Source organism: Actinomarinicola tropica, from assembly GCF_009650215.1.
Taxonomy (GTDB): domain Bacteria; phylum Actinomycetota; class Acidimicrobiia; order Acidimicrobiales; family SKKL01; genus Actinomarinicola; species Actinomarinicola tropica.
The window spans coordinates 2,129,669-2,143,300 of sequence record NZ_CP045851.1; the positions used below are offsets into that span (position 1 = coordinate 2,129,669).

At 70.1% G+C, this 13,632-nt stretch carries 12 protein-coding genes; 4 read left to right on the forward strand and 8 right to left on the reverse strand.

Annotation, left to right across the window (positions count from 1 at the left end):
- Positions 1–96 precede the first annotated feature (96 nt).
- The 4 genes from GH723_RS10390 (at position 97) to GH723_RS10405 (ending at position 3,165) form a co-directional block, all read left to right on the forward strand.
- Entirely contained in the window at positions 97–1,890 is a 1,794-nt protein-coding gene (locus GH723_RS10390) for a GAF domain-containing sensor histidine kinase (RefSeq protein WP_195210238.1), read from the forward strand.
- A gap of 19 nt (positions 1,891–1,909) precedes the next feature.
- Positions 1,910–2,557: a response regulator gene (locus tag GH723_RS10395; RefSeq protein WP_195210239.1), complete on the forward strand. Its 648-nt coding sequence runs from the start codon at positions 1,910–1,912 to the stop codon at positions 2,555–2,557.
- Positions 2,558–2,687: 130 nt separating this feature from the next.
- Positions 2,688–2,882, forward strand: coding sequence for a Flp family type IVb pilin (locus GH723_RS10400; RefSeq protein ID WP_153759582.1), 195 nt, complete (start codon positions 2,688–2,690; stop codon positions 2,880–2,882).
- 88 nt (positions 2,883–2,970) lie between these two features.
- Positions 2,971–3,165 (forward strand): Flp family type IVb pilin, encoded by a 195-nt coding sequence (locus GH723_RS10405; protein WP_153759583.1) that lies wholly within the window; start codon positions 2,971–2,973, stop codon positions 3,163–3,165.
- Positions 3,166–3,245: 80 nt separating this feature from the next.
- Here the strand turns inward: GH723_RS10405 and GH723_RS10410 are convergent, their stop codons facing one another.
- The 8 genes from GH723_RS10410 to GH723_RS10445 form a co-directional block, all read right to left on the reverse strand.
- Positions 3,246–4,736 (reverse strand): hypothetical protein, encoded by a 1,491-nt coding sequence (locus GH723_RS10410; RefSeq protein WP_153759584.1) that lies wholly within the window; start codon positions 4,734–4,736, stop codon positions 3,246–3,248.
- A gap of 8 nt (positions 4,737–4,744) precedes the next feature.
- Positions 4,745–5,680, reverse strand: coding sequence for a type II secretion system F family protein (locus GH723_RS10415; RefSeq protein WP_153759585.1), 936 nt, complete (start codon positions 5,678–5,680; stop codon positions 4,745–4,747).
- A complete protein-coding gene (locus GH723_RS10420; RefSeq protein WP_153759586.1) occupies positions 5,670–7,595 on the reverse strand; it encodes a type II secretion system F family protein in 1,926 nt (641 codons plus the stop codon). Before GH723_RS10420 ends, GH723_RS10415 begins: the two co-directional genes overlap by 11 nt.
- Positions 7,592–8,953 carry a CpaF family protein gene (locus GH723_RS10425; RefSeq protein WP_153759587.1) on the reverse strand — a complete coding sequence of 454 codons (1,362 nt, stop codon included), beginning with the start codon at positions 8,951–8,953 and terminating at the stop codon, positions 7,592–7,594. Before GH723_RS10425 ends, GH723_RS10420 begins: the two co-directional genes overlap by 4 nt.
- Before the next feature lie 47 nt (positions 8,954–9,000).
- The gene (locus GH723_RS10430; RefSeq protein WP_153759588.1) at positions 9,001–10,158 is read right to left on the reverse strand and encodes a nucleotide-binding protein; all 1,158 of its coding nucleotides are present in this window, start codon (positions 10,156–10,158) and stop codon (positions 9,001–9,003) included.
- A 58-nt stretch (positions 10,159–10,216) separates the two neighbouring features.
- Positions 10,217–11,014, reverse strand: coding sequence for a Flp pilus assembly protein CpaB (gene cpaB, locus GH723_RS10435; protein ID WP_195210240.1), 798 nt, complete (start codon positions 11,012–11,014; stop codon positions 10,217–10,219).
- A gap of 305 nt (positions 11,015–11,319) precedes the next feature.
- Positions 11,320–12,669, reverse strand: coding sequence for a 30S ribosomal protein S1 (rpsA, locus tag GH723_RS10440; RefSeq protein WP_153761175.1), 1,350 nt, complete (start codon positions 12,667–12,669; stop codon positions 11,320–11,322).
- Between the two features lie 210 nt (positions 12,670–12,879).
- Positions 12,880–13,623 (reverse strand): class I SAM-dependent methyltransferase, encoded by a 744-nt coding sequence (locus tag GH723_RS10445; RefSeq protein WP_229022770.1) that lies wholly within the window; start codon positions 13,621–13,623, stop codon positions 12,880–12,882.
- Positions 13,624–13,632: the final 9 nt, after the last annotated feature.

A 13,632-nucleotide genomic window follows, 5' to 3' on the forward strand; every position in this document is an offset into this window, starting at 1 on the left:
CACGCATCAGCGAGCTGCCGTTCAAGTCTGCTTGACACCTGCCGATCAGAGAGGAGGCGGAGTACCCCGATGGGCGGCACGACCTCCAGGAAGTCGATGAGCGTCACCAGCGAGCGTCCCGGCGACGTCGCCGAAGAGAACGGAGCCACGGCCCCGAACGGCGTCGCCGCGCGCCCCGGTCGCCTCCTGACCGCTCGTCTGCGCAACGCCGGCGGCATCGACGAGAACGTCGACGTCCTCGCCGCCAGCGCCCTGGGTGGCGACATCGACCGCCTGCGCCCGTTCGCCCCGGCGATCCTCGCCATCCGCTGGGCCACCACGATCGCCTGCCTGGCCCTCGCCGCCGGTCCCTTCCTCGACCGCGACTACACGATCGTGGCGTGGACGATCGTCGTGCTCTCCTACACGGCGTTCCGCACCGTCACGCCCATCCGCTACGTCGGCGACACCCGCAGCCTGCTCGAGGTCCTCGCGGAGGTGGGCCTCCTCACCCTCGCGGTGGCCGCCACCGGGTACTGGACGTCGCCCTACGTGGTGAGCCTCATCACCGCGATCATGATCGCCGGGTTCGCCCGCGGCTTCGGCTTCGCCCTGCGGATCAGCGTCGTCGCGGTCCTCGCCGTCGCCCTCCCCGACATGGCCCGCGAGGACTTCGTCTGGGAGTCCGACGGCGCGATCACGCTCCAGTGGGCCGTGATCCTCATGATGGTCTCGGTCATCGCCGGCTACGCACGCCGCATCTCCGGCGAGGCCGACCGCCAGCACTCCCTGGCGCTCGACCGCCTGGGACGGCTCGCGGACGCCAACGCCCTGCTCTTCTCGCTCCACCGGGTCGCCCAGACCCTGCCCAACTCGCTCGACTACGACGAGGTCCTCGACTCGACGATCCAGCGGCTCCGGGGGCTGATGGACTTCGACGCCGTCGCCATCCTCATCGCCGACGAGACCGACGCCAGCTGGCACGTCGCCCGCCGCGAAGGCCTCCGCCTGAGCGAGCGGGTCGAGCTCGCCCAGCTGCCCTCGGTCCTGCGCACCACCGCCGAGCGACGCGAGCTCGTCGTGCGCAACGAGCTGCTCAACAACAACCCCGGCCTCGCCCCGTCAATGGGCTCAGGGGTCTACGCCCCGCTCAGCGCCCGTGGGTCGCTGATCGGGCTCATCAGCCTGGAGCACAAGGACGAGCGGCACTTCACCCAGCGCGACGTCGAGCTGATCAACGGCTTCGTCGAGCCCGTGGCCCTCGCCATCGACAACGCCCGGTGGTTCACCCGCCTCCGCACCGTGGGCGCCGACGAGGAGCGCACCCGCATCGCCCGGGAGCTCCACGACCGCATCGGCCAGTCGCTGGCCTACCTGGCCTTCGAGCTCGACCGGATCGTGTCGGCCCAGGGCCGGGGCGACGACATCCGTCCGTCGCTCGACCAGCTGCGCGACGACGTCCGTGGCGTCATCGGCGAGGTGCGCGACACCCTCTACGACCTCCGCACCGACGTCTCGGACAACCAGGACCTCGCCGACACGCTCGACCAGTTCATCCAGCGCCTGAAGGACCGCACGGGCCTCGAGATCGCGCTGTACGCCGACCGCGGCCCCCGTCTCCCCATCCTCCAGGAGCGGGAGATGTGGCGCATCGCCCAGGAGGCGCTCACCAACGTGGAGCGCCACGCCAAGGCCAGCCGGGTGCGCGTGCTCTGGCGCTGCAACGGCCAGGCCGCCGCCCTCGAGATCGCCGACGACGGAGCCGGGTTCCCGGTCGGTCGCGCCGGCCGCATGGACTCCTACGGGATCATGGGCATGCGCGAGCGGGCCGCGAGCATCGGCGCGACCCTCGACGTACTGTCGGAACCGGGCAAGGGCACCCGGGTCCGCTGCTACCTGGCCCCGACATGACCACCAGATGGGAGATGGTGTGAGCATCCGACTCATGCTGGCCGACGACCACCGCATGCTCCGAGAGGGGCTCCGTCGCTCGATGACCGAGCACGGCTTCGATGTCGTGGGCGAGGCGTCAGACGGCGCCGAGGCGGTGGACATGGCCGGCGAGCTGCGACCCGACGTCATCTTGATGGACGTCACGATGCCCGAGCTCGACGGCGTCGAGGCCACACGCCTGGTGAAGGCGGCCAACCCGGCGGTCCGCGTCATCATGCTGACGATGCACGCCGACCAGGAGGTCCTCGCCGCGGCGATCCGCTCCGGCGCGTCGGGCTACCTGGTCAAGGACTGCTCCACCGAGGAGATCGCCGACGCCATCCGCTCGGCGGTGTCCGGTGAGACGACCCTCTCCCCCGCCCTCGCCGCCTCGATGCTCGACGAGGTCCGCCGCCTCGACGCGCCCCACGAGGCCGAGGAGGACCGCATCGTCACGAAGCGTGAGGAAGAGGTCCTCCAGCTCATCGCCGACGGCTGCTCCACGCCCGAGGTCGCCGAGCGGCTCTACATCAGCCAGAAGACGGTGAAGAACCACCTGGCCAGCATCTACCAGAAGCTCGACGCCCGGGATCGGACCCAGGCGGTCCTGCAGGCGGTGCGCATGGGCATCGTGTCACTGGACTGACGCTCTGCGTGGTCGAAATAGGCCGAATTCCCTATTCATGATCCGCCGGGATCCGCCGATGGTTACTGCGACAGAAGGAATTGGTCCCCCGCAGTGGGGTCCGGTAACCAACCAAAGGGAGTCCAACCCCATGCTGAACCAGTTCAACGTGCTCGTGTCGTGGATCAAGGCCCGCATCAACGATGAGCGTGGCGCCTCGCTCGTGGAGTACGCCCTCCTCGTGGCCCTCATCGCCGTCGTCTGCATCGCCGCGGTGACCTTCCTCGGCGAGACCGCCAGCACCCAGCTCTCGAACGTCGGCACCGCCATCGACGGCGCCAACTGATCGAGCTTCATCACGCTGCAGTGGCGCCGGGTCGGGATCAGCTCCCGGCCCGGCGCTTCTGCTGTACGGCTTCGGGAAGGAGACCGACGTGAGCACACACAGCTCGTCCGACCAGTCCCCGGCCAGCCACCTCGACGACTCCGAGCGCGGTGCCTCCCTCGTGGAGTACGCCCTGCTCGTCGCTCTGATCGCCGTGGTCTGCATCGGCGCAGTCGCCTTCCTCGGCGAGACCACGGGCCGCGACCTCTCGGAATCGACGAGCCAGATGTTCCTGTCCGGCTGAACCGGCGAACCCGCAGATGCGTCGAGGCCCCGGAGGTGCTCCGGGGCCTCGACGCGTCCGGGCTCAGGACGTACGCGGGCCTAGGACCCGCTCCCCACCTCGCTGTCGACCCGGCGGAAGATCCTCCAGCCCGTGGTGCCATCCGAGGCCGCCACGGACCCTTCGAGGAGCGGCACGGGATCGTCCGCCGTCCACTGATCCGACGCCATCAGGACGTCGGCAACCGACGTCTCGAGCTCCCAGATGACGACATCGATGGCGTACTCGTCGAGGATCGCGAGGACGTCCCGACCGCCGTGGAGTCGAATCATCTCCTCGAAGGTCTCCACGCTGTAGAAGTCGAAGCGATCGTCGAAGAAGACGGTGCCGTTCGGACCGTGACGGTACTCGAGGTAGTTGCCCACCCGGTCCCGATAGGCGACGCGGACGTCGTGGGCCGGGAGGATCCCCTCCTCCTCGAGGGCGAGGATCTCCGCTATGGGGTAGCCCGTCAGGTCCAGCTGGTCCCCTCGCGGCATCCCGAGAGCCAGCACCAGCACACCTGCGGCGCCGATCGCCACGAGCGCACGCCCGAAGTTCCCGCGGTCACGGACCTGCAGCTGCCCGAGGCTCGGTGCACCGCAGGCGAGGAGCGGCGTGAGGACCAACGCCGCGACAGGGACGTTGCGCGCACCCAACATCGCTGCGGCGACGAAGACCACCGCCGGCACGACGCGCTCCCACCTCCGGCAGCGGCTGGCGGCGAGGACGGCGAGGAGCAGCTGCGCGAGGAAGAACCGGGACGCCCATTCGGAGAAGTCGGGTGAGCGCCACTCCGAGACCGCCTGGAGCGGTTCGCTGCGCTCGAGCAGGGTGACGGGGAACACGAGGATCCGACCGGCCACGGGCGATGCGAGCCCGCCCACGAGCGTCCCGAGGACGGCCCAGCCGGTCACCCTGGTGAGGCGCCCGAGCTCCCCGCCGTCCAGGCGACGTCCGACGAGGAGCGTCCCCAGCAGCACGAGGCCGAGCGGGAAGGAGCCGTGGCTGTTGACCCAGACCCACATGACCGGGACGACCGCCCACACCGGTCCGCGCTCGCTCAGGAACCAGAGCAGACCGAAGCAGACGAGACCGAACATCAGGGGCCGCTCCACCCAGAAGGAGGCGCCGACGACCACCCCGACGGCCGCGACCAGGAACCTGCCGATGGCTGTCGGGGCCTCTCGACCCAGCCACCACGTCACGAGCGCCACACCGATGGCGAGCACCATGTGGAGCACGCGGACGGACCACAGGCCGGCCGACTCGTCGAGGGCGGCGTAGATCAGCGAGACGAGCCAGGACTGGACGGTCCACGGGTCGCCCACGCCGTGGAACGTGTACGGATCGACGCTCGGCACGGCACCGGTGTCGAGGATGATCCGACCGGTGGCGAGGTGGGTGAAGAAGCTGTTGTCAGCGAGCTGGGCTGCGCCGAAGTAGGCGGCGACCGCCATGAGGACCGCCGCGAGACCCCAGCCCAGCGTGAGGCCGCCCTCGCTCGCGACGCCATCCGTCGCGGCGTCCGCGCTGCCGCCCGCCTCGTCCACGGCGCCGGTCAGCTGAAGCTCTCGCGGATGTTGATGATGGCGGGGCCCAGCACGACGACGAACAGCGCCGGGAAGACGCAGAACACCATCGGCACCATCATCTTCACCGGTGCCTTCTGGGCTCGCTCTTGGGCCAGCTGGCGGCGCTTGATGCGCATCTCGTCGGCCTGGGACCGCAGGACCCGGCCGATCGACACGCCGAAGGTGTCGGCCTGGAGGATCGAGAGCACGAACGACCGGATCTCCGGCACGTCCGTGCGCTCCTCGAGCGCGCGCATGGCGTCGGCGCGGCTGGAGCCGGCTCGCACCTCGCCCAGCATCCGGGAGAACTCGTCGGACAGGGCCCCGGGCACCGACTGCACGACCCGATCGATGGCCTGCTCGAAGCCCAGGCCGGCCTCGACCGAGATCACGAGGATGTCCATGATGTCGGGTAGCTGGCGCCGCAGCTCGTACTGGCGGGCCTCGACGTTGCGGTTGAGGATGGCGTCGGGCCCGGCGATGAGCGCGAAGGCAGCGAAGCCGAAGACCGCGTGCTGCATCATCCCGTCCATCCCGAGCGGGTTGACCAGGTACCACACGACGAACACGACGGGCACGAGGGCCACGGTGATGACGCGCACGGCGAGGAAGCGATCGGCAGCGTCGGGACCAGCCTTGCCGGACCTGATGAGCTTCTGCTTCACCTGATCGACGTAGCCGACGGGCGTGAAGCGCCGTCCCAGGCCGGTCAGGCCCTGGAGGACGGGCTTGATCGCCCGGTCCGAGAGCGGGTTGAGCAGCTCCTGGTCGCGGACGTTCTCGACCTCGTAGCCGTCGAGCTGCCGGAGCGAGTCGCGGACGACCGATCGGTCCTCGGCCTGAGAGAGGAAGAAGTAGATGGCGAGACCGATCGCGACACCGATCCCGATGACGACCAGCTCGAGGGGCAGGTCAGATGTCAACCTCGATCACCTTCTTCATCCAGTAGAAGCCGACGCCGGCGAGGATGATCGCCCCACCGAGCAGGAAGTTGCCGAGCCGCGTGTCGAACAGCGCGGAGATGTAGTCACGGTTCAGCATCCACATCGCGATGCCGAGCCCGATCGGGAGGAGCCCGAGCACGATGGCGCTGATCTTGCCCTCGGCGGTGAGCGCCGCGACGTCACGGCGGAGCCGCTCGCGCTGGGTCATCGTGTCGGCCACGGTCAGGAGGAGCTCCGCGAGGTTGCCGCCGACCTCCCGCTGGATGCGGATGGCCATGACCGCCCACGCGAAGTCGCCGCTGTCCATGCGCTCCGCCGAGGCCTCGAGCGACTCCTCGAGGGGCCGACCGAGACGAGATTCGGTGACGACCCGTCGGAGCTCCTGACCCATCGGCTCAGAGACCTCACGGGACACCGCCTCGACGCCCTGCATGAGGGAGTAGCCGGCCCGCAGCGTGCCGGACAGCAGCTGGAGGGTGTCCGGCAGCTGCGACTCGAACGCCTTCTGGCGACGGGAGGCGAGGAAGTTGACCACCGCCGGCGGGATGAGGATGCCGATCAGCACCACGACCACCGCACCGAGCAGGTTCCTCGTCAGCACGAGGGCGAGCAGGAGGAGGAGACCGACGCCGGCGGCGTAGAAGAACAGGGCCTCGGCAGCGCGGAGGGGCAGGTTCGCCCGCTCGAGCATGGCCTCGATCTTGGCCAGCAGGCCCTGGCGCTCGGCGAAGCCCTCGGTGAGGCTGACCGCTCGCTGGATGAACGCGGTCTTCGCGAGGGAGCTGTCGCCCTCGTCGTCGTACGGCGAGGGGGCGGCGGGTTCGGTGTACTGCTCGAGCACGGCGTCGAGGCTGCCGGCATCGGGAGTCAGCAGCGACACCACGGCGTAGATCGCGAGCGCCACTGCGAGCAGGACGAGCCCGATGCCGATCAGCAAGCCGTTGTCCCTCAGGAAGCCCACGCCGCCGGGTTCGCTCGCAGTCACCGGACGTAGGTTCGCGGCCCCCTCGGCGACGCCGCCGCTGACGAACGACACCGAGGTCGACGCATCGGCCACGTCCAGCTCCAGGTCGACCGGACCGGTGCCCTCTGCCGAGGCGTAGGTGAGCACGTGGTTGTCGGCGACGACGGCTGCGTAGCCCTCGAGCACGTCGGCGATGGCCGACGGGCTCTCCTGGGCGGTGTAGATGCCACCGGTGGCATCGGTGAGGCTGCGCAGCGTGCCGCCGTCGACGCCTCGGTTCTCGAGGCCGAGCGTGTACAGCGTCGCCCGCGACGTGACGAGTGCGCCGCGGGCACGACTCCCGGTGACCGTCGACGAGGTGATCGGGCCACCCGCGACCAAGATGATCTCGCGCTGGCGGCCTTCGCCCGTGGCGACGAGGTCGGACGCTGTGACGACGCCGTTGAGCAGCGAGCTGCCGCCGCTCGGGGCCAGGTTCTCGACCGCCGCGAGCAGCCGCTCCCGATCCGTCGTGAGCCGCTGCACCACCCGAGCGGCGTTCCCACCGAACGAGACCAGCCCGATGGTCTGGCCCTCCGGGGCGTCGCGGATGATCGCGGACACCGCCTCGCGCGTCTGGACGAGCGCGCCGCCGGCGTCCATCGCCTCGGAGGTGTCCACCGCGATGACGAGCGCCGAGCGGGTGGCCGGCAGGGCGCTGACCGCGTTGACCGAGCGCTCCTCACCGTTCTCCCGGATGGTCGCGCCCTCGAGGGCTGCGGGGTCACCGCTGTACTCGACGACCATGCGGACGTCGGTGGGGTCGGTGCTGTCGATCGAGCGGATCCGCAGCCGCTCGGAGCTGTCCTGGTCCTGGGCGACCGCTCCTGGGGCCCACCCGGCGAGGGCGACGAGGAGGAGGGCGCAGACGAGCGCCAGACGTCGCCTCACCGACCCACCGCCCGCTGCCCCATCGGCTCGGGCTGGAACACCTCGGGGCCGAGGCGGATGCCGAGGTCGGCGAGCTTCTCGGCGAACTTCGGTCGCACGCCGGTGGCCTTGAGGTGCCCCCGGAAGCGACCGTGCTCGTCGACGCCCATGCCGTAGTCGAACAGGAAGATGTCCTGGAGGGTGATGACGTCGCCCTCCATGCCCTGCACCTCGGTGATGTGGGTGATGCGGCGGGTGCCGTCCCGCAGACGGGTGAGGTGCACGATGAGGTCGAGGGCCGACGCCATCTGCTCACGGATGGCCCGGACCGGCAGGTCGAAGCCGGCCATCAGCGTCATCGTCTCGATGCGGGACAGGGTGTCGCGGGGGCTGTTCGAGTGGACCGTCGTGATCGAGCCGTCGTGGCCCGTGTTCATGGCCTGGAGCATGTCGAGGGCCTCGCCGGAGCGGCACTCGCCCACGACGATGCGGTCGGGACGCATCCGGAGGCAGTTCTTGACCAGCTCGCGGATCGTGACCTGGCCACGGCCCTCGATGTTCGGCGGCCGGGCCTCGAGCGACAGCACGTGGTCCTGGTGGAGCTGGAGCTCCTTGGCGTCCTCGACGGTGACGATGCGCTCGTCGGAGGGGATGAACGACGACAGCACGTTGAGGGTCGTCGTCTTGCCGGTGCCGGTACCGCCGGAGACGATCACGTTGAGCCGGCCGACGACGCAGGCCTGCAGGAACCGCGCCGACTGGGCGTTCAGCGTGCCGAAGCGGATGAGGTCGTCGATCTGGAGCGGGTCGGTGGAGAACTTCCGGATGGTGAGGAAGGGGCCGCCGATCGCCAGCGGGTGGATCACCGCGTTCACGCGGGAGCCGTCGGGCAGCCGAGCGTCCACCATGGGGGTCGACTCGTCGATGCGACGGCCGACCTGGCCGACGATCTTGTCGATGATGCGACGCAGGTGCGTCTCGTCGACGAACGAGGCCGCGTCCTTCTCGATGCGACCTGACCGCTCCACGTAGACGCTCTCGGGGCCGTTCACCATGATCTCGGTGACAGCCTCCTCCTTCAGGAGCCGGTCGATCGGGCCGTAGCCGAGGATGTCGTCGGAGACGTCCTGGATGAGCTGCGCCTTGTCGGCGGCGGTCAGCGGCGTCCGCTCCTGGGCGAGGGCGGCCGACAGCTGCTCGTGGACCCGACGGCGCAGGTCCTCCTCGCTCAGCCGCTTGTCGTAGAGGATCGGGCCCAGCTCGTCGATGAGGTGGTGGTGGATCCGCTGGCGGAGCTCGTCGAGGACCGGGTCGCGCCGCTGCGCGAGCGGCGTGCCCGGGGTCCCCTGCTGTTCGTGGAGCCTCTTGTACAACGACATCGTGGCCAGTCCTCAGAAGTCGGCGGGATGCGGGTGGGGCGGTCCGGCTAGCGCCGGCGGGCGGAGCTCGGCAGGAAGTGGCCGGCCAGCTCCTCGATCGACTTGCTGACCCCCGACTTCGGGGCCGTCTGGACGACCGGCGTGCCCTTGTTGACCGACTGCGGCACGACGACGTCGCTCGGGATGAGGGCCTCGGCCTTGATCCCCAGGGTCTTCTCGACCTCGCCGATCTCGAGCTTGACCTTCGAGTTGGCCCGGTTGAGGACGAGGTGGATCTTCTCCATCGGCGTGTTCAGCAGCTTCATCGTCTGCAGGCCGATCTTCACGTTCTTGATGTTCGGGATGTCCATGCCGGCGACGAGGACGACGTCGTCGCTGGTCTCGATGAGACCCAGGACCACATCGTTGAAGTAGGCCGGCGTGTCGACGATCACGTGACCGGCGAACGAACGGAGGAGATCGATGATCCGGATCATCTCCTCGGCGCCGATCTGGTCGGCGAACGCCGGCTCCAACGGCGCGGGCAGCACGTAGAGCCCCGAGCTCTCGTGGACCGAGAGGAGGCTCTGGAGCAGGGACGCGTCGAGCTTCTGGATCGAGCTGACGGCGTCGACGATCGTGTGCTGCGGGGCGAGCTTCAGCATCACGGCGATGTCACCGAACTGGAGGTTGCCGTCGACGAGCACCACCGGACGCTCGCTGCGCTGGGCCATCGAGACCGCCAGGTTGACCGCGAGGACCGACTTGCCGGCTCCGCCCTTGGTCGAGAAGACGGTCATGACCTGGCCGAGCTCCCCCGACTGGAGGGCCGGGTCCTCGGTCGTCGTGCCGCCGGAGGGCACGTAGAGCGTCTCGGCGACCCGCTGCACGGCGGCGACGAGCTGCGCGGTGTCGACGGGCGAGCCGAGGACGTCGCGCACGCCGGCCCGGAGGGCCTGCTGGAGCAGCGCGGTCGACAGCTCCTGGCTGAGGAGGATCGCCCCGACCTCCCGATGGACGCGCACCAGCTCCTCCACCGCCGCCAGCTCGGGGCCGTAGGCACACGACGGACCGAGGATGGCGACGACGGGATGGCCGAGGAGGCGCCCCCGCAGCTCGGCGACGCTGCCGAACGTGGTGGCGTTCTCCCCCAGCTGCATGGCGAGGCGGTTGCGGACCGCCTGGTCGACGTCGACGACCGCGATGGCCATGCCAGCGGGGATCATCGGACCACCTCCGGGTCGGTGCGAGTCGAACGCACTGGGGTCAGGGGCGAAGGACATGTCACTCCCGGCCTTCGGGGCCGAACGGGGTCAGGCGGCCGCCGTCCTCGCCGGGCAGGCTCTCCTGGAGATCGAGCGGCGGGATGGCCTCTGCGGTGTAGTCGGGCGGCACGAGCGAGAGGTAGATGCTCGTCGGGTCGACCGAGGCGATCCGCTGGGCGGCCTCGGGCGGCACGGCGAAGGTGATCGTGCCGGTGCCGGTCTCGGCGGCGGCGGGGTCGACGGTCTCGCCGGGCTGGGGCACCGCCGACCGGCCGATCGCGATGATCGGGACGTCGTGGTAGAGGTAGCGGGCCGGCTGCTGGTACCGGGTCTCCTCGCCCTCCGAGCCGACCACCGGGACCGAGTCCTCGAGCTGGTTGGCGACCATGATGTTCACCCGGTCGCCGGGGACGAGGAGGCCGGCCACGCCACGCACCTGGTCGACCGACACGGTGATGGCGACGTCGCCGTCCTCGAGCCGCTCGGAGAAGGTGATGAGCGCCGCCGCGGGGTCGACGAACATGCCCTCGACGAGGACCTGGTTGGCCGACAGGTCGTTGAGCGCCACCTTGCCCTCGATCGTCTCGAGCGAGCGGGTGTAGTTGGCGGGGAGGAACTGGCGCGGGATCTCCGAGCGCTCGATGTAGCTCTCGGCCGTGGCCTGCTCGCCGGGGAGCCCCTTCGGGATGTCCTGGGCGACCTTGAACACCTCGATGAGCTCGGCGTCCTCGTTGGCGCGGTCCTCGATCCCCTGCACGTAGCTGAACAGCGCGAAGGCGGCGATGGCGCCGACTGCGATCGCTGCGATGAGGATCAACGTTCTCCTGGAGCTCAATTCGACCTCGCTCGTCCGGTGCGTGTGGGTGTGGCGGTGGCACCGGCGCCCACGCGCCGCCGCGACCTGGTGCGGTGCAGAGCCACCGCCGTGCCACTCCTTCGGCCGATTGCCCCGCGGACGTGAGGACTTTCCGTCGGGAATCCGGCGCGATGCGTCGAGCGCGGTTGCCACCCGATCCCCCCGGGCGGCCCCCGGACGCGACGGCGGAGCAGCCCCTATCCCTCGGGTGCTGCTCCGCTGTCGTCAACCGTGCTGTGCGCCCGACCTGGGTCGGACGGCCCGGATCACCCCTCGGGCTGAGCCTCGTCGGCCTCGCCCCCGGCCGGGGCGTCGCCCTCGGCGGCAGCGTCGGCCTCCGCCGCCTCGACGACGGCCTGAGCCTCCTCGGGGTGCTCGGCGTAGTACTCGGCCCACGCGGCCTCGGCGTCGGAGGGCGTCTCGGTGGCGCCACCGATGTAGTTGCCCTCGTCGTCGTAGGCGTGCTCGCCGAAGTGCTCCTGGTACTCGGCGGCGACGACACCGCCCTCGGCGGCCTGCTTGATCGAGAGGCTGATGCGGCGGCGCTGGAGGTCGAGGTCGATGATCTTGACCCAGAGCTCCTCGCCCGGCGTGACGACCTGCTCGGGGAGGTCGACATGGTGGGCCGACATCTCCGAGATGTGGACGAGTCCCTCGATGCCGTCACCCACCTGGACGAAGGCGCCGAAGGGCACGAGCTTGGTGACCCGGCCGTAGACGAGCTCGCCGACGCGGTGGTTGGAGGCGAACTCCTGCCACGGATCCTGCTGGGTGGCCTTGAGCGAGAGGCTGATGCGCTCCCGGTCGAGGTCGACCTCGAGCACCTGGACGGTGATCTCGTCGCCGACGGCCACGACCGAACCGGGGTGGTCGACGTGCTTCCACGACAGCTCGGACACGTGGACGAGGCCGTCCATGCCGCCGAGGTCGACGAAGGCGCCGAAGTTGACCACCGAGGAGACGACGCCCTGGCGGACCTCGCCCGGCTTCAGGTTGGCGAGGAAGTCCTCGCGCTGCTCCTTCTGCGTCTCCTCGAGCCAGGCCCGACGGGAGAGGACCACGTTGTTGCGGTTCTTGTCGAGCTCGATGATCTTGGCCTCGAGCGTGCGCCCGACGTAGGGCTGCAGGTCGCGGACGCGGCGCAGCTCGACGAGCGACGCCGGGAGGAAGCCCCGCAGGCCGATGTCGAGGATCAGGCCGCCCTTGACGACCTCGATGACCGGACCGGAGACGACGCCCTCGGCCTCCTTGATGGCCTCGATCGTGCCCCAGGCCCGCTCGTACTGGGCCCGCTTCTTCGACAGGATCAGGCGGCCCTCCTTGTCCTCCTTCTGGAGGACGAGGGCCTCGACGCGGTCGCCGAGCGAGACGATCTCGGAGGGGTCGACGTCGTTGCGGATCGACAGCTCGCGGCTGGGGATCACACCCTCGGACTTGTAGCCGATGTCGAGGAGGACCTCGTCGCGGTCGACCTTGACCACGGAGCCCTCGACGATCTGGCCGTCCTCGACGTCGACCATGCTCGCCGAGTACGCCTCGTCGAGGGACATGCTCCCCAGGTCGTTCTCGACGACCTGGCGGGGGGTGTACTCACCCTTCTCGTCGAAGGTCCCCATGCCGGTGGGCTCGTCGGTGGGGGTGGATGCTGCTGCGCTCGAGGGCACCTCGTCGCCGGGAGCGACGCCCTCGGCGATGTCGGTGCTGGCCTGGTCGGACACGTGATCGCCTTCTAGTGGTCTGGGTCGGGCAGCCGTCGCGGACGACGACCGGCGTGGGGTGCCACCGGGAGGTGGGCGCGGGCCCGCACGCACAGGGAGTCGATCGTATCACCCGACCCTGTCGGCGATCACCAGGAGCTCCGGGTGGTCGAGATCCGGCGGGCGCGCCGCGTAGTCGCCGGGCGTCACGGACCACAGGTGCCGCAGCCGCAGGCCGGCGGCGTCGACGAGGAGCCGCAGCTCGCGGGGCGTGAAGCACGAGGTCCACAGGTCGACCTCGGTGGCCTCGCCCGCCTCCGACCGGATGGTCGTGCGCTCGTGGTTGACCCCCCTCTCGGCGTCGAAGCCGTCGTGGTCCTCCAGGTAGCGGACCTGGAAGTAGGCAGAGAACGCCGAGAGGGCGAGCCGCCCGCCCGGTCGCAGGGCCCGTGACATCCCGACGAGCACGTCGAGGTCGGGGTCGATCGACGACGCGCCCTCCGCCGCGGGCCCGGCGACGAGGCCGAAGGCGCCCTGGCACAGCGAGATGGCGGCGTCGAACTCGGCCTCGAACGACAGGGCTCGGGCATCGGCGCGCGAGAACGTGACGCCGTCGGGGGCGTCACGCCGGGCGAGGTCGACGAAGCGCTGGGAGATGTCGACGCCGTGGACCTCGATGCCCCGGCGGCCCAGCGCGTGGGCGTGGCGCCCCGGGCCGCAGCCCACGTCGAGGACCCGGTCCCCGGGTCGCAGGTCGAGCGCCGACACCAGGTGGTCGACCTCCTGCTCGGTGCCCTTGGTGAACGAGTACCGCAGGTACGCGGCGCCCATGTGGTCGGCCAGCCCCTCGAACCAGTGGGAGCCGCCGCTCACAGGCCGCCT

Excerpts from the sequence above, each read along its gene's own strand:
- GH723_RS10390 (WP_195210238.1), top strand. The coding sequence starts at position 97 with ATGAGCGTCACCAGCGAGCGTCCCGGCGACGTCGCCGAAGAGAACGGA.
- GH723_RS10400 (WP_153759582.1), top strand. The coding sequence starts at position 2,688 with ATGCTGAACCAGTTCAACGTGCTCGTGTCGTGGATCAAGGCCCGCATC.
- GH723_RS10425 (WP_153759587.1), bottom strand. The coding sequence starts at position 8,953 with ATGTCGTTGTACAAGAGGCTCCACGAACAGCAGGGGACCCCGGGCACG.
- GH723_RS10430 (WP_153759588.1), bottom strand. The coding sequence starts at position 10,158 with ATGATCCCCGCTGGCATGGCCATCGCGGTCGTCGACGTCGACCAGGCG.
- rpsA (WP_153761175.1), bottom strand. The coding sequence starts at position 12,669 with ATGGGGACCTTCGACGAGAAGGGTGAGTACACCCCCCGCCAGGTCGTC.